25 protein-coding genes are annotated in these 23,171 nt (G+C 49.4%); 2 read left to right on the forward strand and 23 right to left on the reverse strand.

Annotation, left to right across the window (positions count from 1 at the left end; genetic code table 11):
- Positions 1 to 137 precede the first annotated feature (137 nt).
- Together KQY15_RS04565 and KQY15_RS04570 are read right to left on the reverse strand one after the other, a co-directional pair.
- The gene (locus KQY15_RS04565; RefSeq protein ID WP_011627594.1) at positions 138 to 509 is read right to left on the reverse strand and encodes a hypothetical protein; all 372 of its coding nucleotides are present in this window, start codon (positions 507 to 509) and stop codon (positions 138 to 140) included.
- A gap of 133 nt (positions 510 to 642) precedes the next feature.
- Positions 643 to 1,209, reverse strand: a complete 567-nt coding sequence (locus KQY15_RS04570) for a hypothetical protein (protein WP_217667690.1) — start codon at positions 1,207 to 1,209, stop codon at positions 643 to 645.
- Positions 1,210 to 1,473: 264 nt separating this feature from the next.
- Here KQY15_RS04570 and KQY15_RS04575 point away from each other — a divergent pair, with 264 nt between their 5' ends.
- A complete protein-coding gene (locus KQY15_RS04575; RefSeq protein ID WP_217667692.1) occupies positions 1,474 to 2,445 on the forward strand; it encodes an integron integrase in 972 nt (323 codons plus the stop codon).
- Positions 2,446 to 2,486: 41 nt separating this feature from the next.
- Here the strand turns inward: KQY15_RS04575 and prpF are convergent, their stop codons facing one another.
- From prpF to yceD, 19 genes are all read right to left on the reverse strand, one after another.
- Positions 2,487 to 3,674, reverse strand: a complete 1,188-nt coding sequence (gene prpF, locus KQY15_RS04580) for a 2-methylaconitate cis-trans isomerase PrpF (protein WP_217667694.1) — start codon at positions 3,672 to 3,674, stop codon at positions 2,487 to 2,489.
- Positions 3,675 to 4,038: 364 nt separating this feature from the next.
- The gene (acnD, locus tag KQY15_RS04585; protein WP_217667696.1) at positions 4,039 to 6,639 is read right to left on the reverse strand and encodes a Fe/S-dependent 2-methylisocitrate dehydratase AcnD; all 2,601 of its coding nucleotides are present in this window, start codon (positions 6,637 to 6,639) and stop codon (positions 4,039 to 4,041) included.
- Positions 6,640 to 6,644: 5 nt separating this feature from the next.
- Entirely contained in the window at positions 6,645 to 7,772 is a 1,128-nt protein-coding gene (gene prpC / locus KQY15_RS04590; RefSeq protein WP_217667698.1) for a bifunctional 2-methylcitrate synthase/citrate synthase, read from the reverse strand.
- 62 nt (positions 7,773 to 7,834) lie between these two features.
- Positions 7,835 to 8,725 (reverse strand): methylisocitrate lyase, encoded by an 891-nt coding sequence (prpB, locus tag KQY15_RS04595; RefSeq protein ID WP_217667700.1) that lies wholly within the window; start codon positions 8,723 to 8,725, stop codon positions 7,835 to 7,837.
- Between the two features lies 1 nt (position 8,726).
- Positions 8,727 to 9,410 (reverse strand): GntR family transcriptional regulator, encoded by a 684-nt coding sequence (locus KQY15_RS04600; protein ID WP_217667702.1) that lies wholly within the window; start codon positions 9,408 to 9,410, stop codon positions 8,727 to 8,729.
- Positions 9,411 to 9,953: 543 nt separating this feature from the next.
- Entirely contained in the window at positions 9,954 to 10,742 is a 789-nt protein-coding gene (locus KQY15_RS04605; protein ID WP_217667704.1) for a TatD family hydrolase, read from the reverse strand.
- Positions 10,743 to 10,795: 53 nt separating this feature from the next.
- Positions 10,796 to 11,122 carry a PilZ domain-containing protein gene (locus KQY15_RS04610; protein WP_217667706.1) on the reverse strand — a complete coding sequence of 109 codons (327 nt, stop codon included), beginning with the start codon at positions 11,120 to 11,122 and terminating at the stop codon, positions 10,796 to 10,798.
- Positions 11,110 to 12,033, reverse strand: a complete 924-nt coding sequence (gene holB, locus KQY15_RS04615) for a DNA polymerase III subunit delta' (RefSeq protein ID WP_217667708.1) — start codon at positions 12,031 to 12,033, stop codon at positions 11,110 to 11,112. Before holB ends, KQY15_RS04610 begins: the two co-directional genes overlap by 13 nt.
- Entirely contained in the window at positions 12,026 to 12,667 is a 642-nt protein-coding gene (gene tmk, locus KQY15_RS04620; protein ID WP_217667710.1) for a dTMP kinase, read from the reverse strand. The genes holB and tmk overlap by 8 nt, the downstream gene beginning before the upstream one ends.
- Positions 12,660 to 13,676, reverse strand: a complete 1,017-nt coding sequence (gene mltG, locus KQY15_RS04625; RefSeq protein ID WP_217667712.1) for an endolytic transglycosylase MltG — start codon at positions 13,674 to 13,676, stop codon at positions 12,660 to 12,662. The genes tmk and mltG overlap by 8 nt, the downstream gene beginning before the upstream one ends.
- A complete protein-coding gene (pabC, locus tag KQY15_RS04630) occupies positions 13,673 to 14,452 on the reverse strand; it encodes an aminodeoxychorismate lyase (RefSeq protein ID WP_254795440.1) in 780 nt (259 codons plus the stop codon). The genes mltG and pabC overlap by 4 nt, the downstream gene beginning before the upstream one ends.
- Before the next feature lie 81 nt (positions 14,453 to 14,533).
- Complete coding sequence (gene fabF, locus KQY15_RS04635; protein WP_217667714.1) at positions 14,534 to 15,772, reverse strand: beta-ketoacyl-ACP synthase II; 1,239 nt, start codon at positions 15,770 to 15,772, stop codon at positions 14,534 to 14,536.
- 80 nt (positions 15,773 to 15,852) lie between these two features.
- Positions 15,853 to 16,089 (reverse strand): acyl carrier protein, encoded by a 237-nt coding sequence (gene acpP, locus KQY15_RS04640; protein WP_008223041.1) that lies wholly within the window; start codon positions 16,087 to 16,089, stop codon positions 15,853 to 15,855.
- A 127-nt stretch (positions 16,090 to 16,216) separates the two neighbouring features.
- Positions 16,217 to 16,963 (reverse strand): 3-oxoacyl-ACP reductase FabG, encoded by a 747-nt coding sequence (fabG, locus tag KQY15_RS04645; RefSeq protein WP_217667716.1) that lies wholly within the window; start codon positions 16,961 to 16,963, stop codon positions 16,217 to 16,219.
- Positions 16,964 to 16,965: 2 nt separating this feature from the next.
- Entirely contained in the window at positions 16,966 to 17,907 is a 942-nt protein-coding gene (gene fabD, locus KQY15_RS04650) for an ACP S-malonyltransferase (RefSeq protein WP_217667718.1), read from the reverse strand.
- 41 nt (positions 17,908 to 17,948) lie between these two features.
- Positions 17,949 to 18,908: a beta-ketoacyl-ACP synthase III gene (locus KQY15_RS04655; protein WP_217667720.1), complete on the reverse strand. Its 960-nt coding sequence runs from the start codon at positions 18,906 to 18,908 to the stop codon at positions 17,949 to 17,951.
- 6 nt (positions 18,909 to 18,914) lie between these two features.
- Positions 18,915 to 19,955 (reverse strand): phosphate acyltransferase PlsX, encoded by a 1,041-nt coding sequence (gene plsX / locus KQY15_RS04660; RefSeq protein ID WP_217667722.1) that lies wholly within the window; start codon positions 19,953 to 19,955, stop codon positions 18,915 to 18,917.
- Between the two features lie 6 nt (positions 19,956 to 19,961).
- The gene (gene rpmF / locus KQY15_RS04665; protein WP_019675618.1) at positions 19,962 to 20,126 is read right to left on the reverse strand and encodes a 50S ribosomal protein L32; all 165 of its coding nucleotides are present in this window, start codon (positions 20,124 to 20,126) and stop codon (positions 19,962 to 19,964) included.
- A 15-nt stretch (positions 20,127 to 20,141) separates the two neighbouring features.
- Positions 20,142 to 20,669, reverse strand: coding sequence for a 23S rRNA accumulation protein YceD (gene yceD / locus KQY15_RS04670; protein ID WP_217667724.1), 528 nt, complete (start codon positions 20,667 to 20,669; stop codon positions 20,142 to 20,144).
- 148 nt (positions 20,670 to 20,817) lie between these two features.
- On the opposite strand from yceD, the gene KQY15_RS04675 reads away from it, so the two are divergent.
- Positions 20,818 to 21,423: a Maf family protein gene (locus KQY15_RS04675; protein ID WP_302850298.1), complete on the forward strand. Its 606-nt coding sequence runs from the start codon at positions 20,818 to 20,820 to the stop codon at positions 21,421 to 21,423.
- Positions 21,424 to 21,467: 44 nt separating this feature from the next.
- On the opposite strand, the gene KQY15_RS04680 is transcribed toward KQY15_RS04675, so the two are convergent.
- Both KQY15_RS04680 and rluC read right to left on the reverse strand, forming a co-directional pair.
- Entirely contained in the window at positions 21,468 to 22,157 is a 690-nt protein-coding gene (locus tag KQY15_RS04680) for an HAD-IA family hydrolase (RefSeq protein ID WP_308160226.1), read from the reverse strand.
- Between the two features lie 31 nt (positions 22,158 to 22,188).
- Positions 22,189 to 23,142, reverse strand: coding sequence for a 23S rRNA pseudouridine(955/2504/2580) synthase RluC (rluC, locus tag KQY15_RS04685; protein ID WP_217667726.1), 954 nt, complete (start codon positions 23,140 to 23,142; stop codon positions 22,189 to 22,191).
- Positions 23,143 to 23,171: the final 29 nt, after the last annotated feature.

A 23,171-nucleotide genomic window follows, 5' to 3' on the forward strand; every position in this document is an offset into this window, starting at 1 on the left:
CTTTAACAGCAAAAAGATGGTTCTTAAATGAGCAGGGATTTATTCAACTTGCTTGACTTGGGGAGTCATACCAACGCCGCAAGCAGCGGCGAGCGTTAGCGAGTCCAGCACCGAAGGTGCGTTGCTGACTTGCCTTGTTAGTTGCTTGCATGACGACGAAACTCGCTGATTAATAATGTTATTAAGGCTATAGGAACCAAGATGGTTACTGCTAGGCCAATTTTGTCGTAATGATAATAAGTGACGCCAGTTTGAATACTCATAATTGGAGCAAGCAAGCCTGCAAGATTAAGCTTCCAGAATTTGGCGCTGCATTTACCAGATTTGCTAAGTAGAAACAGCCAAAGTGTGGTAACTACAATAACTGGTGTAGTTACGAAAACGTGCATAAGCAATTGCATGCCGCTTGGCTCATGTTGAACGAGCCAACCATGAAGAGACAGATAAATTACAGCAGCATAAGCCATATTGATGATTGTTAATAAGACTGCTGAACTAAGGTTTAGCATGATGCTCCGTGCAACTAACGCCCGGCTCACCGGGTAAATTTTTGTTGGCGGCTTTTGTGCGGCTTAATGCACAAAAGATGACAGCGGAAATTTATCCGGTGCAGCCTATTGTTATGCGCCCGCCCACTATGCCTTACCAGTTCTCCTTTTCGGGGCCAGCCTTCACGCATTCAGCAACCTTATCAGACACTCCGCTCAGTGCTTTCTCCGCATCTTTCCACCCCGAACCAAACCATTTCCCAACACGGGAGTATCCTGAATTTCTCATAGAACCGGTACTTTTCTGGAGATACTCTATATTGGTATGACGAATTTTGAACTTTCCATCTTTGGCAAGGAATGTCATGGTGCTCTTGACGTTGTGCGCGAGCATCTTCGACCTATAGTCCACGCGATTATTTGCAGTAATTGACCCATGCTCTACGTCTGCACTTACGATAACAGAGCCTCCCTCGACCTGATCTGACTGTCCTGGGCCAGAGCCAACTCCAAAAAGCCCGTTCCCGGCTGCACTGTCACTAATTCTGACACCTTCATTTCTGACGTTCTGAGCAATGCAAGACTTCGCTATTAACGATATCTCCGCAACAGTTCCTTCCACCTCATGTACTTCACTTTCCACTTCCTCCAAGTATTCCTTTGCAGCAAAACTAACGCAGGGAACAAAAGCCATGAGTGCTATTACTAAGATTTTTTTCATGCGACCCTCCTAGGTCAGCTGGTAAACCGGTGAACTAAGCGCATAACGCTTATTGGGCGGGTCGACCCGCACTTAAACACGGGTTAACCCGTACTTGTAAATTTTATGTTTGCTACATTACCGATCATTTATAAAAAATACAATGATTTGAACCATCACTGTGCTTTGACTTAGCAGAAAGTACGGGGTAACCCGCCTAACAAGGCAAATTTGACATTTCTAAAATAACTGTATACTTAAACAGTGTTTATTTGGAGGTGCTTAATGCAAGAATCATCACCGTTTTTGCAATTCATCGCTGATGAAATGTATACCCGACGCTATGCAAAGCGCACTATAGAAACTTATCTGCATTGGATTAAGTTTTTTATTTTATTTCACAAAAAGCAACATCCAAAAGATCTGATTGAGCAGCATGTAGAGCAGTTTTTGACGCACTTGGCCGTAACCAGAAATGTTGCAGTGCAAACTCAGGCACTTGCGCTTAATGCGTTAAGTTTTTTGTATAAAGAGATTCTTAAGAGACCACTGGCATTAAATCTTAACTTTAATCAGGCAGCTAAACCGCGAAAGTTACCCGTTGTTCTTACTAAGCCTGAGGTTACACAGCTTTTTGCTTGCATGGACCCACAATATTTACTCTTGACACAGCTGCTGTACGGTAGCGGCTTACGGTTAATGGAGGCCGTCAGGTTAAGGGTCAATGCTATCGATTTCGACTATTTGTCTTTGATGGTGTGGCACGGCAAAGGCGGTAAACATCGCAGAGTAACTTTAGCCCCGGAATTAATTGAGCCATTACGCCGCCAAATTACGCTGGTACAAGCGTTTTACCAACAAGATATCCAGACAGCGGAATTTGCCGGGGTATGGTTACCTTTTGCGCTGGCACGTAAATACCCAAGCGCACCAAAAGAGCTTGGATGGCAGTATCTGTTTCCTTCTACCCGTTTAAGTATCGACCCTCAATCTAATGTATTACGCAGACATCATATTGATGAGACGTCATTACAAAAAGCCGTAAGAACCGCCAGCAAAAAAGCAGGCATCTGCAAACAGGTAACGTGTCACACACTGCGGCATTCGTTTGCGACTCATTTACTTGAAGCAGGTATGGATATTCGCACGGTTCAAGAGCAGCTTGGCCATACCGATGTTAGAACAACCCAGATTTACACTCACGTACTTAAACAAGGCGCCAGTGGTGTCAAAAGCCCACTATCACAACTGCTATAAAAAAAGGCGCCGAAGCGCCCTGTTTTACTAACTATTTCTGATTAAAAGCAGTCGCCGGGTATGCGTACCCAGCCTTCCATCAGCACCCGCGCGCTGCGGCTCATTATGGCTTTGGTAACGGTCCATTCTCCATCTACCTTTTCAGCTGCGGCACCTACTTTTAAGGTACCTGACGGGTGGCCAAAGCGCACGGCCTCGCGTGCTTCGCCGCCGGCGGCCAGGTTAACCAACGTACCCGGAATAGCAGCGGCAGTGCCAATGGCCACGGCAGCGGTGCCCATCATGGCATGATGCAGTTTACCCATTGATAATGCCCGTACCAGCAAGTCGATATCTGTCGCTGCTACTTCTTTACCACTGGACGACACATAGCCTTTTGGCGGGGCAACAAAAGCGACTTTCGGGGTATGCTGGCGAACGGCAGCCTGCTCAATGTTATTAATTAAGCCCATTTTAAGCGCACCGTGGGCGCGGATAGCTTCAAATCGATTTAATGCTTTTTCATTGCCGTTTATTGCACCCTGTAACTCGGTGCCGCTATAACCAATGTCAGCCGCATTAACAAAAATAGTAGGAATACCGGCGTTAATCAGGGTCGCTTTAATCCGGCCAATGCCCGGTACTTCAAGCTCGTCGACCAGATTGCCGGTGGGGAACATCGCCCCGCCATCCTCACCTTCGTCGGCTGCCGGGTTTAAAAATTCAATTTGCACTTCAGCAGCCGGGAATGTTACGCCGTCCAGCACAAAGTCGCCGGTTTCCTGTACTTCGCCATTGGTTATTGGTACCCGGGCAATAATGGTTTTACCGATATTGCCCTGCCAAATCCGCACGGTACAAATGCCATCTTCCGGAATGCGATCTTTATCGACCAGGCCGTTGCTAATAGCAAAGGAGCCTACTGCAGCACTTAAGTTACCGCAGTTGCCACTCCAGTCGATAAAAGGGCTATCTATCGCTACCTGGCCGAAAATATAGTCAACGTCGTGGTCGGCTTTGCTGCTTCTGCTTAAAATAACCGCCTTGCTGGTGCTTGACGTTGCGCCACCCATGCCATCGGTATGTTTACCATAGGGGTCTGGGCTGCCAATTACCCGCAGCAGCAAACTGTCGCGCGCGGCGCCCGGCATCCGGGCCGCTTCTGGTAAGTCGTCCAGTTTGAAAAATACCCCTTTCGAGGTTCCGCCCCGCATATAGGTGGCAGGGATTTTGATTTGTGGTACAGACATGAGTACTGACCTCTTTTTACGAAATTTGCTTAGTCCGGGTCGACAACCTCTTTCTGCTCATCACAGCAACTCGCCCTAATGCCTTCGGCAGGGCTCAGACACTCTGTGATGACATAAAGAGGCATCGGCCCTCCCTTGTCAATGTCAGCTTAGCTTGATAGCGAAGGTTGGAATCCCCGACAAGTCGACACAGAGTGTCTGAACGAGCGCGCCAGCAGCGAAGTGACAAATTCGTCTGGAACGAATTTGAACAGCCTCTGGCTGGCCTCCGGCGATGGGCAGGATTGACCAGCGTAATTGCTGTGGCGAGCTTTTCGGGGAGTTGCAACCGAAGCCCCAAAGGGACTATAGCTATCTGTTACCGTTAAACCGCGCCCTGCAAAAAGTCCTGGGCAAAGCGCTGCAGTACCCCACCGGCTTCGTATATCGACAATTCTTCGCCCGTATCCAGGCGGCAGGTTACCGGCACCTGCAGGGTTTCGCCGTTGGCACGGTGAATAACCAGGGTAAGCTCGGCCCGTGGCTTACGCTCACCTGTAACGTCATAAGTTTCTGTGCCGTCAAGCTTAAGCGTTTCACGGGTAGTACCTGGTTTAAATTCCAGTGGCAATACGCCCATACCAATTAAGTTAGTACGGTGAATACGCTCAAAGCCCTCTGCAGCAATAGCTTCTACCCCGGCTAAGCGCACGCCCTTAGCCGCCCAGTCCCGTGATGAACCCTGACCATAATCAGCACCGGCGATGATTATCAGTGGCTGCTTGCGCTGCATGTAAGTTTCAATCGCTTCCCACATCCGCATAACCTTGCCTTCGGGCTCCAGCCGGGTTAACGAACCCTGCTTTACCTTGCCATCCACTATTGCCATTTCATTAATCAGCTTGGGGTTAGCAAAGGTGGCGCGCTGCGCCGTTAAGTGGTCGCCGCGGTGGGTAGCGTAAGAGTTAAAGTCTTCTTCCGGCACCCCCATTTTATGCAGATATTCACCCGCTGCACTGTCCAGCATAATGGCGTTCGACGGTGATAAATGGTCAGTGGTAATGTTATCGCCCAGCACCGCCAATGGCCGCATACCGGTTAAGCTGCGCTCGCCGGCAATAGCACCCTCACCTTCTGTCGCCCAGTATGGCGGGCGGCGAATATAAGTACTTTGCGGTCGCCAGTCATACAGGGGGGAAACCTTGTCACCGTAATCAACATCTACCGCAAACATTGGCTCATACACCCGGCGAAATTGCTCTGGCTTCACGCTTTTTGCCACTACTGCATCAATTTCAGCATCATCAGGCCAGATATCCTTTAAGGTAATAGCGTTGCCTTTATCGTCATAGCCCAGAATATCTTTTTCAATATCAAAGCGGATAGTACCGGCAATGGCGTACGCCACTACCAGCGCTGGCGACGCTAAAAACGCCTGCTTGGCGTATGGATGAATACGGCCGTCAAAGTTACGGTTACCCGACAACACTGCCGTAGCGTATAAATCGCGCTCTACCACTTCTTTTTGAATAACCGGATCCAGCGCACCGCTCATGCCGTTACAGGTGGTGCAGGCAAAACCAACTATACCAAAGCCCAGCTGTTCCAGCTCAGGCAATAAATGCCCTTCTTCCAGATACAACTGCACTGCCTTGGACCCCGGTGCCAGTGACGTTTTAACCCAGGGTTTACGGGTTAAGCCTTTAGCGTTGGCGTTACGGGCCAGCAGGCCGGCAGCGATAACGTTGCGGGGGTTAGAAGTATTAGTACAGCTGGTAATGGCGGCGATAATTACCGCACCATCCGGCATTTTGCCCTCTTCAATCTCGTATTTACCGGCAATACCGCGCTCGGTTAAATCACTGGTCGCCAGCCTGGCGTGCGGGTTGGACGGCCCGGCCATGGTACGGCCGACACTGGATAAATCGAATTTCAGTACCCGTGGGTATTCTGCTGTTGCTAAACTGTCGGCCCACAAACCTGCTGTTTTGGCATAGGTTTCAACCAGTTGCACCTGCTTAGCATCACGACCGGTCAGGGTTAAGTAGTCCAGAGTTTGCTGATCAATTGAAAACATGGCAGCGGTAGCACCATATTCCGGTGTCATATTGGAAATGGTGGCCCGATCGCCGAGGCTTAAACTACGGGCACCCTCGCCGTAAAACTCCAGATAGCTGGATACCACTTTTTGTTTACGCAAAAACTCAGTCAGCGCCAGCACAATGTCAGTGGCCATAATGCCAGGCTGTGCTTTGCCGGTCAGCTCTACCCCGATAATATCGGGCAGGCGCATCCAGCTGGCCCGGCCCAGCATCACACTTTCAGCTTCCAGGCCACCCACGCCAATGGCAATTACGCCCAGTGCATCAACATGTGGGGTGTGGCTGTCGGTACCCACTAAAGTATCAGGAAACGCCACGCCATCCAGTGAATGCACCACCGGCGACATCCGCTCTAAATTGATCTGGTGCATAATGCCGTTACCCGGTGGGATAACATCGACATTTTTAAAAGCTTTTTTGGTCCAGTTAATAAAGTGAAACCGATCGTCATTGCGACGGTCTTCTATAGCCCGGTTTTTTTCAAAGGCATCAGCCTCAAAGCCGGCATGTTCAACCGCCAGCGAGTGGTCAACAATTAACTGGGTAGGCACCACCGGATTTACTTTGGCCGGGTCGCCACCTTTTTCTGCGATGGCATCACGCAGGCCGGCTAAATCTACCAGTGCGGTCTGGCCTAAAATGTCATGGCAAACTACCCGCGCCGGATACCATGGGAAATCCAGGTCATTTTTGCGGTAAATAAATTGCTTTAAAGAGTCGGTTAAGGTTGCAGGATCACACCGGCGCACCAGATTCTCAGCAAATACCCGTGAGGTATAAGGCAGTTTGGCATAGGCGCCGGGTTCAATTGCATCAACAGCGGCCCGGGTATCAAAGTACTCCAGGTTGGTGCCGGGCAGTTTTTTACGATATTCACTATTCATGTTAATTACCGTTCATTAATTGGCTTAACGCTGCGCGGCTCCACACCTACATAATCGGCACTTGGCCGGATGATCCGGTTATCGGCGCGCTGCTCCATTACATGGGCGGCCCAGCCGGTTAAGCGGCTGCAAACAAAAATTGGCGTAAATAATTTAGTGGGAATACCCATATAGTTGTAAGCCGAGGCGTGGAAAAAATCGGCGTTACAAAACAGCTTTTTCTCACGCCACATTACTGCTTCACAGCGCTCTGACACATCATACAAACGGGTGTCACCATTAGCCTTAGCCAGTTTCTCTGACCAGGCTTTAATCACCGCATTGCGAGGGTCTGATTCTGAGTACACGGCATGGCCAAAGCCCATAATTTTTTCTTTGCGCTCCAGCATACCCAGCAGTTTTTGCTCGGCGTCGGCCGGATCTTTCATATTTTCAATCAGCTCCATTGCCGCTTCATTTGCGCCGCCATGCAGCGGGCCGCGTAACGAGCCAATAGCGCCGGTAATACAGGAATGCATATCGCTAAGGGTAGATGCACAGACGCGGGCGGTAAAGGTAGAGGCATTAAACTCGTGCTCCGCGTATAAAATCAATGACGCTTCCATTACCTCGGTGTGCAGGGCTGTCGGCTTCACACCATGCAGCGTCCATAAAAACTGCTCTGCTGTAGAGTTTGCGTCAGTTTCTACCTCAATCCGCTTGTTATGGTGGCTGTAGTTGTACCAGTAGTTCACCATACCAGGGAATATTGCCAGCATCCGATCAGTAATATCCTGCTGCTCAGCAAAACGTTGCTCAGTTTCCAGGTTACCCAGCATAGAGCAACCGGTACGCATCACATCCATCGGATGCGCCGACGCCGGGATCCGCTCCAGTACATCTTTTAATGCCTGTGGTAATGCCCGCATGTTTTTCAGCTTGGTTTTATACTGTGCCAGCTCGCTTTTATTGGGTAATTCGCCTTTCAGGATAAGAAAAGCCACTTCATCAAATTCACAGTTGGCCGCTAAATCTTTTACATCATACCCGCGATAAGTTAAGCCGGAACCGGTTTTACCCACGGTAGAGAGGGCCGTTTTACCTGCCACCTGGCCACGCAGGCCTGCTCCTGATAATGTTTTTGCATTTGCCATTGTCTTGCTCCAATTCTTTACAAAGTCTGTTTAACGCATTTTGCTATCGGGTGCGCCCGCTTTTACTTATTTTTGCCATCACTAAACAGCGCATCCAGTTTCTGCTCAAAACTGTGATAATTTAAAAAGTCGTACAGCTCAGCCCGGGTTTGCATGGTATCAACCACGGCTTTCTGATCACCATTTGCCAGAATAGACTGATAAACATTCAACGCGGCTTTATTCATTGCCCGGAACGCACTTAACGGATACAACACCATCGCCACCCCAACACTGGCCAGCTCGTCTTTGTTAAACAGCGGTGTCTGACCAAACTCGGTAATATTGGCCAATACCGGAATGCTTAATGCGTTAGTAAATGCCTGATATTGTTCCAGGGTATGCACTGCTTCGGCAAATATAGCATCGGCGCCGGCAGCCTCACAGGCTAATGCCCGCTCCAGCGCCGCATCTAACCCTTGCTGAGCTAAGGCATCGGTGCGCGCCATAATAAAAAAGTTTTCATCATCGCGGGCATCAACACTGGCTTTCACCCGGTCAACCATTTCATTTAAGGTGACAATTTCTTTATTTGGCCGATGGCCACAACGCTTTTGCGCCACCTGATCTTCAATATGAAAACCCGCTGCACCGGCCCGGCTCATTTCTTTAACCGTACGAGCTATATTAAAGGCCCCACCCCAACCGGTATCCGCATCAACCAACAGCGGCACGCTGGTCGCGCCGGTAATACGGCGAATGTCTTCACATACGTCATTTAATGAGGTCATACCCAGATCCGGCAAACCAAAAGACGCATTTGCCACGCCGGCACCCGATAAATATATAGCCTGATGGCCACAGCGCTCAGCCATCATTGCCGTGTAAGCGTTAATGGTACCGACTATCTGTAGTGGTTTATTTGCAGTGATAGCGGCGCGGAACCTGGCGCCGGCAGTTTGTGTGTTAGCCATATCAGCTTCCCATTTGTTGAAGTTTTAATTCTATGTTGCGACGCGATGCGGCAATGTGCCGGCGCATCAGTAAATCAGCCAGCTCACCGTCACGGTTTGCAATGGCATTAATAATAGCTTTATGCTCGTCGAACGCCCGCGATACCCGTGGCCCGTTCATACCCAGTTGCACCCGGTACATTCGTACCAGGTAATACAGCTCATCACATAAGATATTAATTAAATAACTGTTTTTGCTGCCCAGAATAATCCGGTAATGAAAGTCCAGATCACCGGCTTCCTGATAATAACTCTCGCCTTCCCTTACCCGTTGTGATGATAAGTGCTGATCGAGCAACTGCCGTACTTCGGCTATTTCTGTATCGCTCATCTGCTCGGCAGCCAACTTGCAGGCCAACCCTTCCAGGTTCTCCCTAAGCTGATACAACGCCAATAAGCCTGCTACAGACAACTTTACTACTCTGGCACCGGCATTCGGGATCCGTTCAATTAAATGGCAGCGCTCTAAGCGTGCCAGTGCTTCGCGCAGCGGTGCCCGGCTTAAGTCAAAGCGGCGCGCCAGTTCCGGCTCACTTATTTTGCTACCTGCAGCGATATCACCTTCAACAATCGCCCGCTGAATTTCCTGTAATACCCGGTCAGCCGCAGTAACCGGTTGCCGTAAGGCAGGATGAACCTGATGCATAAATTGTCGACATAATTATTAACTGCGCCCTTTTTAAGCTTAATTTAATTAGGTGTCAAGCCAAACGCCCATAGATTGTCGACAATTTACGCCTAAAGTCGTATATCTGTCACTGATTATCACAGCAGACAACACCGCAACTGCCACTGATTAATTACACCAGAACAGATTAATTTTTAGACTTTTTACTTATAAAAAATTAACAGCTAATTCAAACATCATATAACCAAATCTTGCCCCTAATTAAGGACAAATACTGCAGGCACGCTATACAGCGGCGAAGAAAACGGGGATAAGCAGGGTATAACCTGAGCAGAAACGGTGGGTAACTTTGCTATAACAGGGAAACGAAGACAAAACAACAGCAGGAAAAAATCAATTAGCTTTACTACACTTGCCTTTACCTTATTTGTAACAGTTTTTCGATAGCGCACGGCTCATTCCCTATGAGCCATTCCCCTAGGCCCAGAACAATTCGGATTGGTTCTGGGCTTCTTTTATCTGCCACTTTCGGCTTGCAACTAACCGCTTAATTGTTGCTAATCAGCTACTTAACCCAGGCTTGCAACGAGAAAACAACCGATAAAAATTGGCGGTAGTCAGCTCAGCCAGGCTGGCAACACTGATGCCCCGAAGCTCAGCTATCGCATCTGCGACCGCGGTAACATATGCAGGTTGATTGGTTTTGCCCCGGTACGGTACCGGCGCCAGATAAGGTGAATCGGTTTCAATTAGCAACCGGTCAAGCGGTAACTTTTTAACGACACCACGCAGCTCATCGGCATTGCGGAACGTCATAATGCCGGAAATCGAGATATAAAACCCTAAATCCAGCGCAGCTTTGGCCATTTCATAATTTTCGGTAAAACAATGCAGCACCCCACCAGCCTGCTCTGCCTGATGAGACTTTAACAAGGCAATGGTGTCCTCGCGGGCATCACGGGTATGAACAATCAACGGCTTATTAACCTGGCGGGCAACCGCTATATGACTGACAAATGCCGCTTGCTGGGCCAGTTTCGATTCTGGCGCATAAAAGTAATCAAGCCCGGTTTCGCCCACAGCCACTACTTTTGACTGTTGGCACAGCTGTAATAACTGCTCCGGATCTACTGTGCCTGTCTGATGCAACGGGTGCTCACCACAGGATACCGATACCTGCGGATAATCGGCAACGGTTGCCGCCATATCATTAAACTCAGCCAGGCTGACCGAGACACACAGCATATGCTCGACCTTGCGCTCAAGTGCTGCGTCAATAACCTGCCGTAAACTCAAGCCAAGTTTATCGAGCTCGAGCCGGTCCAGATGACAGTGAGAATCTACAAACAAAAAATACCTCTTAACTTTTTAGCCTTAACTGTTGTTCCGGCGTTTTCATGCTATTACATGGTATAGGTTGGGTCAGTGCTGTTTTGCATGCCGCCAATCAGCTTTTCAATTTTACTGGCTAAATTGCTTTTATCATCAATAAAGGCGACACCAATTCCCGCCGGGTTAGCACTTTGCGAACCATGAGGCGCAACCCAGGCAACCTTGCCGGTAACTACCATTGGCTCCAACGCGTCAGGCAGAGTGACACTCAGCGCTAATGACTGGCCCATCTTGTATTGCCTGGCCGAGCGGATAAACAAACCACCGTTCTTAAAAAAGGGCATGTAGCAGCGGTACAATTCTTTGTTATCGCTAAAGCCCAGGGTCAGCTCTTCCATTTTGCCTCCGGATGTTGCAACAAGGTTTTTAATTCAGTGAGTAAATCGGTTAATGCTAACGCGCTATTTTGCCCTATTATCCGGGTCGCGTCACGACACCAACGTTGGTATGCCGTTAAAACAGCCTGTTGTTTTAAAAACGCTAAAGGCTGTGCCAGCCGCTGCCTGATATAAAAACTCAGCAACCCGCTTAGTTCAGCCTGGCCGTCCAGTTGCTTAACCGCCGCTGACAGCAGCAGCTTGCCATTAAAATACTCGTCCAGCAATCTCAGGGTGTCGCTCAGACTCTCTGCAGTGCCATTTTCCAGCAAACTCAGCGCTTTTAACGGCGCCCCCTGACAATACTCAAGTAAAAAAGCCGGTGGCGGTTTAGTTATTTTTGTGCTTAGCCATTGTGCTGTATCAGTCTGATTAGCCGCGCTGAGCTGCCATTGCTGACAGCGACTACGAATAGTGGCTGATAACTGTAGATAGTTGCTGGTAACCAGCACAATAAAACAGCCTGCAGGTGGCTCTTCCAGGGTTTTAAGCAACGCATTGGCGGCTGCTTCAGTCATGCTGTCTGCTTTGGGAATAATTGCAACCCGGTTACCATGCTGCTGTGCTGCACCCTGGGTAAAATTGTTTAACTGGCGAATTGCGTCAACCCCAAGATGCTGGGTATCAGTGCGCAGGTGCAATAAATCTGCATGGTTGCCGGCATGGCGTAACAAACAACTTTTACACTGGCCACATGCCCCGTCACTCTGCCGGTTTTTACAAAGTAATACGGCAGCCAGCGCATCAGCTAACGCACTTTTACCTATACCATCCTGGCCGCACAGTACCAGAGCGTGTGCCAGTTGCTGCTGTTTTATCAACGAAAGCATTTGCGAAAACTGCGGTTGAAACCATGGGTAAAGCTCAGCCATCTGCCTGGCCTTTGAAATGCTGTTGTAAGGCATTAATGATGTTTTGCTGCACAATTTCCAGCGGCTGGCTGGCATCAAGGCTGACAATATCAGGCTCGGTCGCGGCAATTTGCAGGTATTTTTGCCGGGTTCTGACAAAGAACGCCAGCTGTTCCTGCTCAATCCGGTCCAGCTCGCCCCGGGCGGCGGCACGGCTTAGCCCCACTGCCGGATCGATGTCGAGATAAAGGGTCAGATCCGGCCGGGTATTGCCCAGCACAGTGCTGCGCAGGTTATTAATCAGCTGCTCATCTAATTGCCGGCCACCGCCCTGATAAGCCCGGGATGACATATCGTGCCGGTCAGCCAGCACCCAGTCACCGCGGTTCAGCGCCGGACGGATCACGTTAGTCAGTAATTGCACCCGGGCCGCATACATCAGCAATAACTCAGTCTGCGGCGCCAGTTGTTCATCGTTATCTACCTGTTTGACCAGATTGCGCAGTTTCTCAGCCAGAGGCGTTCCGCCGGGCTCGCGGGTGCATACAACCTGCACATTCTGTTGCTGCAGCCACTGTCGGATAGTCGCGATAGCACTGCTTTTACCAGCCCCTTCCAGCCCTTCCACCACAATAAATTTACCGGGCTTAGTCATCTTTTTTATCCAAAATATACTTCCTTACCGCAGCATTGTGTTGCTCCAGTGTCTCTGAAAACACATGCGCACCGTCTCCACGGCTGACAAAATAAAAATAGTCGCTGACATCTGGCTGGGCAGCTGCCAGTAAGGCACTGGCGCCAACCAGTGAGATAGGGCCCGGCGGCAAACCATGATGCCGGTAGGTGTTGTACGGGTGCGGATTACGCAAATCAGCGTAAGTTATCCGGCCGCTGTAATCTGTTAAGCCATAAATGACCGTTGGGTCGGTTTGTAGCCGCATATTAGTGTTCAGGCGGTTAACAAATACCGAGCTGACCAGCGGTTTCTCAGCCAGTAAGCCACTTTCTTTTTCAATTAACGACGCCATTATCAGCAACTGATAGCGGTTTTGTAATGGTAACGCGCCCTGCCGTTGCTGCCAGGCCAGCTCAATTTGGTGCAGCAAGGCCTGTTGCGCCCGGGTTACCAGTTGACTGGCAGTGCTGTCTGCGGTGTAAAAGTACGTATCGGCAAATAATAAGCCCTCCGGATGCTGCGGCTTTGCCCCCCAATCGGCCGGCCAGTTTAGCAATGCCAGGATCTGACTGGTGTCATTAATATCCTGGCGTAAAAACTCAGCTTGCTGCAAACGGGTCAACGCCTGTTGAACCGTTTCGCCATCAATAAATGTCAGGCTGAACTGCGCTACCTCGCCGCTGGCAAACAAGCGCAACAATGACAACAAATCCGGCTTGTCCGGTGTCTGATAAGTGCCCTGGCGCACTTTCGCCAAATCGGGCTGCCACTTTAAATACAAGCGCAATAACTGACAGTCCCAGGTTTTAAGCTGGCCCTGTGCCAGCCACTGCTGACAAAGGCCACGGGCACTGGTACCTGCGGGCACAGTAAAGTAGCGCTCTGATATTGCCAGCTGCCGTTGTGCCAGCTGGCTAAAGCCATACCCCACTGCCAATACCACAGCGATGCCGGCCAGAAGCAAGAACACTGCCAGTTTTTTTATCATAAAAATGCGTTACACCAGGTTTTAGCCAGCGCCAGATTTAGCGGCTGGTTATTATAAGACTGCACCGGCACAGGGCCCATCAGCGCATTGCTCAGCACCATCGCATCGACATTAGCCAATTCCGGTAGCTGCCAGTTTACCTGCTCAATATCACGCTGTCGCAGCAGATGACTGCGCATTACACCCGCCACGCCTGCCCTGCTAAGCTCTGGCGTATACCAGCGGCCGTCGCGATGCATAAACACATTAGCGGCAATCGCCTCAGTGATGAAACCCTGTTGATCACAAACCAGCAAATCGTCAACGTGCCGCTCGCTGGCTTCCCGCTTTAGCAGTACCTGCTCCAGCCGGTTACAATGTTTCAGCCCCGCTAACACAGGTTGCACGGCCAGTCGCAGCTCAGCCAACGCCACCTTAACGCCATGCTGTTGCCAGTGGCTATAGTCCGGCAACGCACTGCAGCTGATCACCAGATTGGCGGCTGTCACGCCAAGCGGGCTGTAACCCCGGTTACTTTCACCGCGGGAAATTTGAATTTTCAACACCGCATCGCTTAAGCCTTTAGTTTCAATGGCTGCGGTAACTGCGCGGCTCAGCGCTTGCCAGTCAGTAACATTAATAGCCAGCTGCCGGGCGGTTTCCTGTAACCGTGCCAGATGCAATGGCCACAATTCAGCAAGTCCATGCCTTACCCGGACGGTGCTGAAAAAGCCATCGCCATATAAAAAACAACGATCATTAATGCTGACAGTGTTGATCACGTTACTGAATAACAACAGGGAAATAAAACCGAGTATGCCTTAAATTGCAGATAAAACAAAGGCTGCCGCAGCAGCCTTTGTCTGACAGTATTCCGTTTATAACCGCTTAAACAGAATAGAGCCGTTGGTACCACCAAAACCGAACGAGTTACACAGCGCATACTCAAGCTTTGCCTGACGGGCGGTATGTGGCACATAGTCCAGATCACAGCCATCACTGGGGTTATCCAGATTAATGGTAGGCGTTACCAGCTGATTCTGTAATGACAATACGGTAATAATTGATTCAACAGAGCCAGCAGCACCTAATAAGTGGCCCATCATCGATTTTGATGAACTGACCATCAAATTAGCCGGCTTTGCACCAAAAATAGATTTAATGGCCATAGTTTCAGCAATATCACCGGCCGGGGTTGAGGTGCCATGGGCATTAATGTACTGCACCTGTTCCGGCGTTACTCCGGCATCCTGCAGGGCATTTTTCATTGCCAGCGCGGCACCGGTGCCACTTTCCGGAGGTGATGTCATGTGATAAGCATCACCGCTCATGCCAAAGCCTACCAGCTCGGCATAAATTTTAGCGCCGCGGGCTTTAGCATGTTCATACTCTTCCAAAACCATTACACCGGCACCGTCACCCAGTACAAATCCATCGCGATCCTTGTCCCACGGCCGACTGGCTTGCTCAGGTGCATCGTTACGGGTTGATAAGGCTCTGGCAGCACCAAAACCGCCCATTCCTAATGGCGTAGAGGCTTTTTCAGCGCCACCGGCTATCATCGCATCAGCATCACCGTAAGCTATCATCCGGGCGGCCTGGCCAATATTGTGCACACCCGTGGTACAGGCCGTCACAATACTGATATTAGGCCCCTGCAAGCCAAGGCTTATCGACAACTGACCAGCTATCATATTGATAATGGTTGAGGGTACAAAAAACGGAGATAAGCGTTTTGGGCCGCTGTTAAGTAATTTAGTGTGGTTTTCCTCGATTAATCCCAAACCACCAATACCTGAGCCAATGGCTGCGCCAATACGCGGTGCATTCTGCTCTGTGACTTCCAAACCTGAATCACGAAATGCCTGAATACCTGCGGCCACACCATACTGGATGAACAAGTCCATCTTTTTGGCATCTTTTGCCGGGAAATAAGGTTCTACATCAAAGTTTTTAACCAGACCTGCAAATTTTGTAGTGTAAGCACTGGTATCAAAATGCTCAATAAAACCAATACCACTCTGGGCCTGCTGCATAGCCTGCCAGCTACTGGTTACGTCATTGCCCAACGGCGTTAACATTCCCAGACCGGTCACTACCACACGACGTTTTGCCATCGTGTCCTCCGTCTTAGCAAATTATATCTGTCTTGAAACGAAAACGGGTAGCTAAGCTACCCGTTTTACAAGCTTTTCGCTTACTCAGCGTGGGCTTTAATGTAATCAATCGCCGACTGAACAGTAGTGATTTTCTCAGCTTCTTCGTCAGGGATTTCAGTATCGAATTCTTCTTCCAGCGCCATTACCAGCTCAACGGTATCCAGTGAGTCGGCACCCAGATCGTCAACAAAAGACGCTTCGTTTTTCACTTCGTCTTCTTTAACACCCAGTTGCTCGATGATAATTTTTTTAACGCGTTCTTCGATGTTGCTCATCTTTTCTTCCTTTTTCTCATATAAATCGCAACAATTCGTGCAATTTTGTGTGGCGCTAGTTTATGCGTAAGCTGCAACTGTTGCAAGCATGCTTACCAGCATTTTTTGCTGGTCAAACCTGCTCTGCTTACAGCATATACATCCCGCCGTTAACGTGAATTGTTTCACCGGTAATATACGCTGCCGGTGCCGACACTAAAAAAGCGACTGTTGCGGCAATTTCCTCTGGTTGTCCCAGCCGGTTGGCAGGAACCTGAGAGAATATTGCCTCTTTTTGCTCGTCAGACAGCTCTTTCGTCATATCTGTGTCAATAAAACCAGGTGCCACCGCATTAACGGTAATTCCGCGTGACGCCACTTCCCGCGCCAGCGATTTAGTAAAACCAAGCACACCGGCTTTAGCCGCTGCATAGTTGGTTTGACCGGCATTACCCATAGAGCCCACCACCGATCCGATGGTGACAATGCGACCATAACGTTTTTTCATCATGCTGCGCAAGACCGCTTTACTCAACCGGAATACCGATGTCAGGTTAGTCTGAATAATGTCAAACCACTCATCATCTTTCATCCGCATTAATAAATTATCGCGGGTAATACCGGCATTATTAATCAAAATATCAATTTCGCCAAACTGGTTTTTAATTTCTGTTAAACATTGTTCAATTGAATCGGCATCAGTAACGTTAAGAACCAGACCCTGGCCTTTGTCTGCCAGATAAGCAGAAATAGCGGCAGCGCCTTTCTCTGTGGTAGCCGTGCCTACAACTTTAGCACCCAGTGCCGCCAATTGCTCGGCAATAGCTCGGCCAATACCCCGGCTGGCGCCGGTAACAAGGGCAACTTTGCCTTCCAGTGAGAGTAAATGTGTCATCATTATTCCTGTGTTAGCTGGGTTAATGCAGCGCTGAAAGACGCCTGGTCATTAACTGAACTGCTATTAAGATTTTTATCAATACGTTTAATCAGGCCACTTAGCACTTTGCCGGCCCCTAATTCAATTACATCAGTAACCCCGTTGGCAGCAAGCCATTCAATGGTTTCAGTCCAGCGAACCGGGCTGTATAACTGACGAACCAGCGCATCTTTTACTGCCGCACTGTCGACGGCGATGCTGACATCAACATTATTTACTACAGGTAACTTTGGTGTATTAAAAGTCAGTGCGGCCAGGTCAGTGGCCAGTTGCTCCGCCGCGGGGCGCATCAGCGCACAGTGTGATGGCACGCTAACCGGCAACGGTAAAGCACGCTTGGCACCGGCAGCTTTACACAATTCACCGGCACGTTCCACGGCCGCTTTATGGCCTGCTATCACCACCTGTCCTGGTGAATTAAAATTCACCGGTGCCACTACTTCACCCTGAGCTGCCTCGGCACAGGCGGTGGCGATGGCAGCATCATCCAGCCCAATAATAGCTGACATACCGCCCACGCCGGCTGGAACAGCCTGTTGCATATAATGACCGCGCTGTTCAACCAGCTTAGCAGCAGTACCCAGCGGTAATACTCCGGCACAAACCAGCGCCGAATATTCACCCAGTGAATGGCCTGCCAGATAAACGGGCGTTTCACCGCCCTGTTGTTGCCACAACCGCCAGATAGCAACAGACGCAGTTAACAATGCCGGTTGGGTGCGATGTGTTTCATTTAACTCTGCTTCAGGCCCATTAGCCACCAGCGCCCATAAGTCATAGCCCAGCGCCGCAGACGCTTCGGCGAACGTATCTTTGACAATATCTTGCTGATACAAATCGCTTAGCATACCAACACTTTGTGAACCCTGACCGGGAAAGACAATGGCAAGTTTTTGAGTCATTTTTCTTCCTGCGCGTTTAACCAATACTGAAAATCAAAAAATTAATAACGAACCAATGCAGACGCCCAGGCAAAACCACCGCCAAACGCCTCCAGTAATAAGGTCTGACCGCGTTTAATCCGGCCATCGCGAATCGCTTCATCCAGCGCAGTCGGAACTGTCGCCGCCGAGGTATTGCCATAGCGGTCGAGGTTTATTACCACCTGGTCCATCGACATATCCAGTTTACGGGCAACCGCCGCTATAATCCGCAAATTAGCCTGATGTGGCACCAACCAGTCAATTTCTGACTTATCCATATTATTGGCACTGAGGGTTTGCTCCACCACCTGCGACAACTTGGTAACGGCCACTTTAAACACGTCGTTACCTTTCATGCTACCCCAGGAATTATGGACAGAGCTTTCATCGCCCCGAATGGGATTATCGACATACAATAATTCTGAATACTTGCCGTCGGCGTGAATATGGGTAGATAAAATGCCCGGCTGCTCTGATGCTTCCAGTAATACAGCCCCTGCCGCATCACCGAATAAAATCACCATGGAACGGTCTTCCGGGCTGACTAATTGTGACAGGCAATCTGAGCCAATTACCAGAATGCGTTTGGCAATGCCGGTTTTAATATACTGATCAGCCACACTTAAGCCATAGCAAAAGCCGGCACAAGCAGCAGCAATATCAAAAGCAGGGATAGCAGGAATAGCCAGTTCGCGTTGAATTTCACAGGCTGCACTTGGCAAAGCCCGCGATGCACTGGTGGTGGCACAGATAATCATCTCAATGCTGTCTTTATCTACCCCTGCAGCCTCTATGGCTTTTAACGCTGCCCGGGCGCCCATGGTTGCGACAGATTCGTCAGCACCAATTATCCGTCTTTCTTTAATGCCGGTCCGCTCGATAATCCATTCGTCGGTGGTTTCGACCATGGTTTCCAAATCAGAGTTGGTGCGAACCTGAGACGGGAAATAACTCCCGGTACCAATAATGCGTGAGTACATGCGAACCTATGCTTTATCAATTAATACGTGTTCCAGCCGATCTTTAATTTTAGCAGGCACCTGACGTTCAACCTCACGCACCGCTTGTCGGATGGCACTTAAAAATGCGTCTTTTGTCGCATTTCCGTGACTTTTCACTACAATTCCGCGCAATCCTATCAGACTTGCCCCGTTATAGTGGTCGGGGTTCACCCCCTGATAAAGACTTTTTATAAAAGGTTTCAGTAACCAGCCGAAAAATTGGGCACTGACTTTTTGCCGTAAACTGGTTTCAAAGCGACGTAAAATAAGTTTGGCTACCCCTTCACAGGTTTTCAGCGCGACATTACCAACAAAACCATCACAGACGATAACATCTGCTTTGCCGGAAAATATATCATCGCCTTCAATATAGCCAATGTAATTAATGTCATTGCAGCTGGTCAGCAATTGCGATGCCCGCTTTATCTGATCAGAGCCTTTAATTTCTTCTTCGCCCATATTCAGTAGTGCGACTTTCGGATAGCGGATACCCACTACCTCTTCTGCCATCACTGCACCCATTACCGCAAACTGAAATAAGGTATCCGCGTCACAGTTAACGGTGGCACCCAGGTCCAGCATATAAACCGGGTTACCCTTGCAACTGGGTAAACCGCTGATTAACGCCGGACGCTCGACACCATTGAGCATTTTCAGAACATAATGGGCCATTGCAATTAATGCCCCGGTATTTCCGGCACTGACGCAGGCCTGAACCTGCCCCTGCTCTACCAGATCTAGTGCCCGCCGCATTGATGATTCACGCTTATTGCGCAGGGCAACGGACGGTTTATCAGCCATCCCAACATCGTTAGAACTGGCAACCAGGGTAAGCTGAGGATGGGGAAAACAATCATGAAAACGTAACTGCTGCTGCAACATGTCAATGTCGCCACACAACACTAATTCTAAGCGGGGGAATTCAGCAATCGCTGCCAGGGCGGCAGGAATAGTAGTAAGGGGGCCATGGTCGCCCCCCATCATATCTAAAGCAAGCTTAATTTTGATTGGCTGCACCAGGTGCATCCAGGCTTACTTTACTTTACGGCCTTTGTAGAAACCATCGGCAGTAATGTGGTGACGACGGTGAGTTTCACCAGTTGTTGAATCAACTGACAGCGTAGGGCCAGTTAACGCATCGTGAGAACGGCGCATGTCACGACGTGCACGAGATTTTTTGTTTTGCTGAACAGCCATTGTCTTTCTCCTAAATCACTTTTTTTTCAGTTCTTGCAGTATGGCAAAGGGGTTTGGTTTTTCTGGTTCTGGCCCTATGTCTCCAAAGCTCATCGCATCAGCGCTGATATCGCAATCTGCTGCATCATGCATTGGAAACAGTGGTAATGCCAGAATAAGTTCATCCTCAACCAACTGCCGTAAATTTATTTCGCCATGCTCGTCGCGCTCGATAACATCGTAACGCTCTGGTATTAAAGCCAGCGCGGCATCATCATCCCCTTTCACTGGTGTGTAGACAAACTCACTGTCTAACGCCAGCTTCATCGGCTCGCCACAACGTTCACAGCGTACAGTAACCGGACAAGCCGCCGCGCCGTTTAACACTGCAAGGCCCTGCTCGTCTGTTCCGCACTCAATTCGTACTGCTACTTCGCCTTGTTTTTCAACCAGACTCTCTGCTAACCGGGTTAGATTTTGCAATGGCACTATGCCATCGAAAGTTGACCGCTTTTGAGCAGCTTTCACCGGGTCCAGCGTAACAGGTATTTTCACTTTTTGCATAAGGCGCGCATCATATAGAACCCAACCCCTGCTGTCAAAGGGTTCCCACAGTTTTTTATGCTTTTTATTAACGGCATAAACACCGCACTTTGTACAACATGAACACAGTAGGCATAATAACCTTTTATTAGCCTGCTTTGGAGGTTTTATGAATCAATCTGCGCTGCCCGCACTGTATCTGGCATCCACTTCGCGCTATCGGCAGCAATTACTGGCGAAATTAACTCCACACTTTACCGCAATCAAACCTGAAACCGATGAAACGCCGCTGCCTGACGAAGATGCAACGGCTTTGGTTCGCCGGCTGGCCAGAGCGAAGGCGCAGGCCGTTGCCACCACGCTCAGCGAAGGGCTGGTCATTGGCTCTGATCAGGTGGCCGTATTTAACGGGCAGATTATTGGCAAGCCGCATACCATGGATAATGCCATCAGTCAGTTAAGCCAGTTCAGTGGCCACAGTGTCACCTTTTTAACTGGTCTGGCACTGATTAACGCTGCAACCGGACACTGTCAGCAAGTGGTTGAGCCGTTTACTGTCTGTTTCAGAACGCTCAGTGCTGCCGAGATTACGGCTTATGTTGAACGGGAGCAACCGCTCGACTGTGCCGGCAGTTTTAAAAGCGAAGGCTTAGGCATCAGTCTGTTCAGTGCCATGCGTGGTGACGATCCAAACAGCCTGATTGGTCTGCCGCTGATCAGGCTACTGCACTTGCTCAGAAACGAAGGGATTAATTTATTAACTCAGGGTGGCTGAAACCGCCCGGCCAGTATGCAGACCGCTTAGCCGGGGTAAACTGGTTAAACGTGCGGCAGCAAGGCCGGTAAGTTGTCGATAATCGCTTTTGGCTGAAACTGGCTTAGCACTTCAGCTCCATGCACCCCATGCGTCACGCCAACCCGCGACATATCAATGGTCTGGGCCATTTTCATATCATGACTGGTATCACCTACCATGATGGCATTCGCTGGTTTAATTCCAAGTTGCTGACTTATTTGCAATAACATATCCGGATGCGGTTTCGACTGAGCTTCATCTGCACAACGACTGGTTGCAAAGTAATGACCCAGCCCGGTTTGTGCAAACATCCGATCCAGGCCTTTTCTGGCTTTGCCGGTAGCAACGGCCAACAGAATATTCTGCTCCGCCAGGGTTTTCAGCACCTGTTCTGCACCATTAAACAGCGGTGTCGGCGTTGTATCGTATATAGTGTAGTGATCGCGGTAATGTTCAAACAACTGGCTGCGCTGCGCCTGATTGGTATCGGGAAACAATACTGCAAATGCTGGATCAAGGCTCAAACCAATAATTTGCTTAACCGCATAGCTGCTTGGCACCACCAAACCAGTTAAACCAGCGGCTGCCTGCATTGACGACACAATACGGCCAACTGAATCCATGACTGTGCCGTCCCAGTCAAAAATAACCAGTTTTACTTCGGTTTTACTGCTTTCATCCAGACTACTATTTTCCAAACTTCTATTTTCCACACTACTCTTTTTCAAACTACTTTTTTTCAAACTACTTTCTCGTTAATTTTGTCAGGGCGTTTGCTAATTGCTCGTCAAGGGGGGCTTCAATCCGCATGGTGGTAAGGCTGGCGGGATGAGTAAAGCTCAGGCTTTTCGCATGCAAAAATAACCGGTTTAAACCAATTTGGTTCATCTGAGTGGTAAAATCGTTATCACCATATTTATCATCGCAGGCAATAGGGTGCCCTTTGCAGGCAGTATGCACCCTGATCTGGTGAGTCCGGCCAGTAACCGGAAAGGCTTCAACCAAAGTACCTTGCTGATAGCGCTGCAGGATCCGAAAGCGGGTTTCTGAGGGCTTGCCATTAACTTCGTCAACCTTTACCACCCGTTCACCCGACTGCAGGGTATTTTTACGCAGGGAGTCCGTTACCTTACGAACTTTATTGTCCCAGTCACCACTTACCAGCGCCCAGTATTTTTTTTCAACCGTTTTATCGCGTAACTGGGCGTGTAAATGAGTAAGTACCGAACGTTTCTTGGCGATAAGCAAACAGCCCGACGTATCGCGGTCAAGCCGGTGCACCAGCTCCAACATTTTTGCCTGTGGCCGCAAAGCCCGCATCGCTTCAATCACCCCAAACTGCAGACCACTGCCACCATGTACTGCCATACCAGAGGGCTTGTTCAGTACAATCAGGTCATTGTCTTCAAACAGAATATGGCTTTCAAGCTCACTGACCAGGCTTAACTTGACCGATACCCGATCAGGTTCAGCAGCAACGGTTAATGGTGGCACCCGGACGACATCAGCATGCTGCAGCTTATACTCAGGTTTGACCCGCTTTTTATTAACTCGCACCTCACCTTTTCGTAAAACCCGGTAAATAACACTTTTAGGCACACCTCGAAGCCGTGCCAGCAAAAAATTGTCTATTCGCTGACCGATAAAATCATCTTCGATTTCAATCATTTGTATTGGTAATTTGATTTCATCTGCCATGTGCTTTAAATACTCTGCTAAAATTACTT

Origin of the sequence: Arsukibacterium indicum (genome assembly GCF_019100565.1) — a bacterium.
Lineage (GTDB): Bacteria > Pseudomonadota > Gammaproteobacteria > Enterobacterales > Alteromonadaceae > Alishewanella > Alishewanella indicum.

What these genes read in the sequence shown, in the direction of transcription:
- KQY15_RS04600 (WP_217667702.1), bottom strand. Translation starts at nt 9,410, where the DNA reads ATGCATCAGGTTCATCCTGCCTTACGGCAACCGGTTACTGCGGCTGAC.
- fabF (WP_217667714.1), bottom strand. Translation starts at nt 15,772, where the DNA reads ATGGCAAAACGTCGTGTGGTAGTGACCGGTCTGGGAATGTTAACGCCG.
- mltG (WP_217667712.1), bottom strand. Translation starts at nt 13,676, where the DNA reads ATGATAAAAAAACTGGCAGTGTTCTTGCTTCTGGCCGGCATCGCTGTG.
- plsX (WP_217667722.1), bottom strand. Translation starts at nt 19,955, where the DNA reads ATGCACCTGGTGCAGCCAATCAAAATTAAGCTTGCTTTAGATATGATG.
- KQY15_RS04570 (WP_217667690.1), bottom strand. Translation starts at nt 1,209, where the DNA reads ATGAAAAAAATCTTAGTAATAGCACTCATGGCTTTTGTTCCCTGCGTT.
- rluC (WP_217667726.1), bottom strand. Translation starts at nt 23,142, where the DNA reads ATGGCAGATGAAATCAAATTACCAATACAAATGATTGAAATCGAAGAT.
- acnD (WP_217667696.1), bottom strand. Translation starts at nt 6,639, where the DNA reads ATGAATAGTGAATATCGTAAAAAACTGCCCGGCACCAACCTGGAGTAC.
- prpC (WP_217667698.1), bottom strand. Translation starts at nt 7,772, where the DNA reads ATGGCAAATGCAAAAACATTATCAGGAGCAGGCCTGCGTGGCCAGGTG.
- KQY15_RS04655 (WP_217667720.1), bottom strand. Translation starts at nt 18,908, where the DNA reads ATGTACTCACGCATTATTGGTACCGGGAGTTATTTCCCGTCTCAGGTT.
- rpmF (WP_019675618.1), bottom strand. Translation starts at nt 20,126, where the DNA reads ATGGCTGTTCAGCAAAACAAAAAATCTCGTGCACGTCGTGACATGCGC.
- holB (WP_217667708.1), bottom strand. Translation starts at nt 12,033, where the DNA reads ATGGCTGAGCTTTACCCATGGTTTCAACCGCAGTTTTCGCAAATGCTT.
- acpP (WP_008223041.1), bottom strand. Translation starts at nt 16,089, where the DNA reads ATGAGCAACATCGAAGAACGCGTTAAAAAAATTATCATCGAGCAACTG.
- KQY15_RS04610 (WP_217667706.1), bottom strand. Translation starts at nt 11,122, where the DNA reads ATGGAAGAGCTGACCCTGGGCTTTAGCGATAACAAAGAATTGTACCGC.
- fabD (WP_217667718.1), bottom strand. Translation starts at nt 17,907, where the DNA reads ATGACTCAAAAACTTGCCATTGTCTTTCCCGGTCAGGGTTCACAAAGT.
- prpB (WP_217667700.1), bottom strand. Translation starts at nt 8,725, where the DNA reads ATGGCTAACACACAAACTGCCGGCGCCAGGTTCCGCGCCGCTATCACT.
- fabG (WP_217667716.1), bottom strand. Translation starts at nt 16,963, where the DNA reads ATGACACATTTACTCTCACTGGAAGGCAAAGTTGCCCTTGTTACCGGC.
- tmk (WP_217667710.1), bottom strand. Translation starts at nt 12,667, where the DNA reads ATGACTAAGCCCGGTAAATTTATTGTGGTGGAAGGGCTGGAAGGGGCT.
- yceD (WP_217667724.1), bottom strand. Translation starts at nt 20,669, where the DNA reads ATGCAAAAAGTGAAAATACCTGTTACGCTGGACCCGGTGAAAGCTGCT.
- prpF (WP_217667694.1), bottom strand. Translation starts at nt 3,674, where the DNA reads ATGTCTGTACCACAAATCAAAATCCCTGCCACCTATATGCGGGGCGGA.
- KQY15_RS04575 (WP_217667692.1), top strand. Translation starts at nt 1,474, where the DNA reads ATGCAAGAATCATCACCGTTTTTGCAATTCATCGCTGATGAAATGTAT.
- KQY15_RS04675 (WP_302850298.1), top strand. Translation starts at nt 20,818, where the DNA reads ATGAATCAATCTGCGCTGCCCGCACTGTATCTGGCATCCACTTCGCGC.
- KQY15_RS04565 (WP_011627594.1), bottom strand. Translation starts at nt 509, where the DNA reads ATGCTAAACCTTAGTTCAGCAGTCTTATTAACAATCATCAATATGGCT.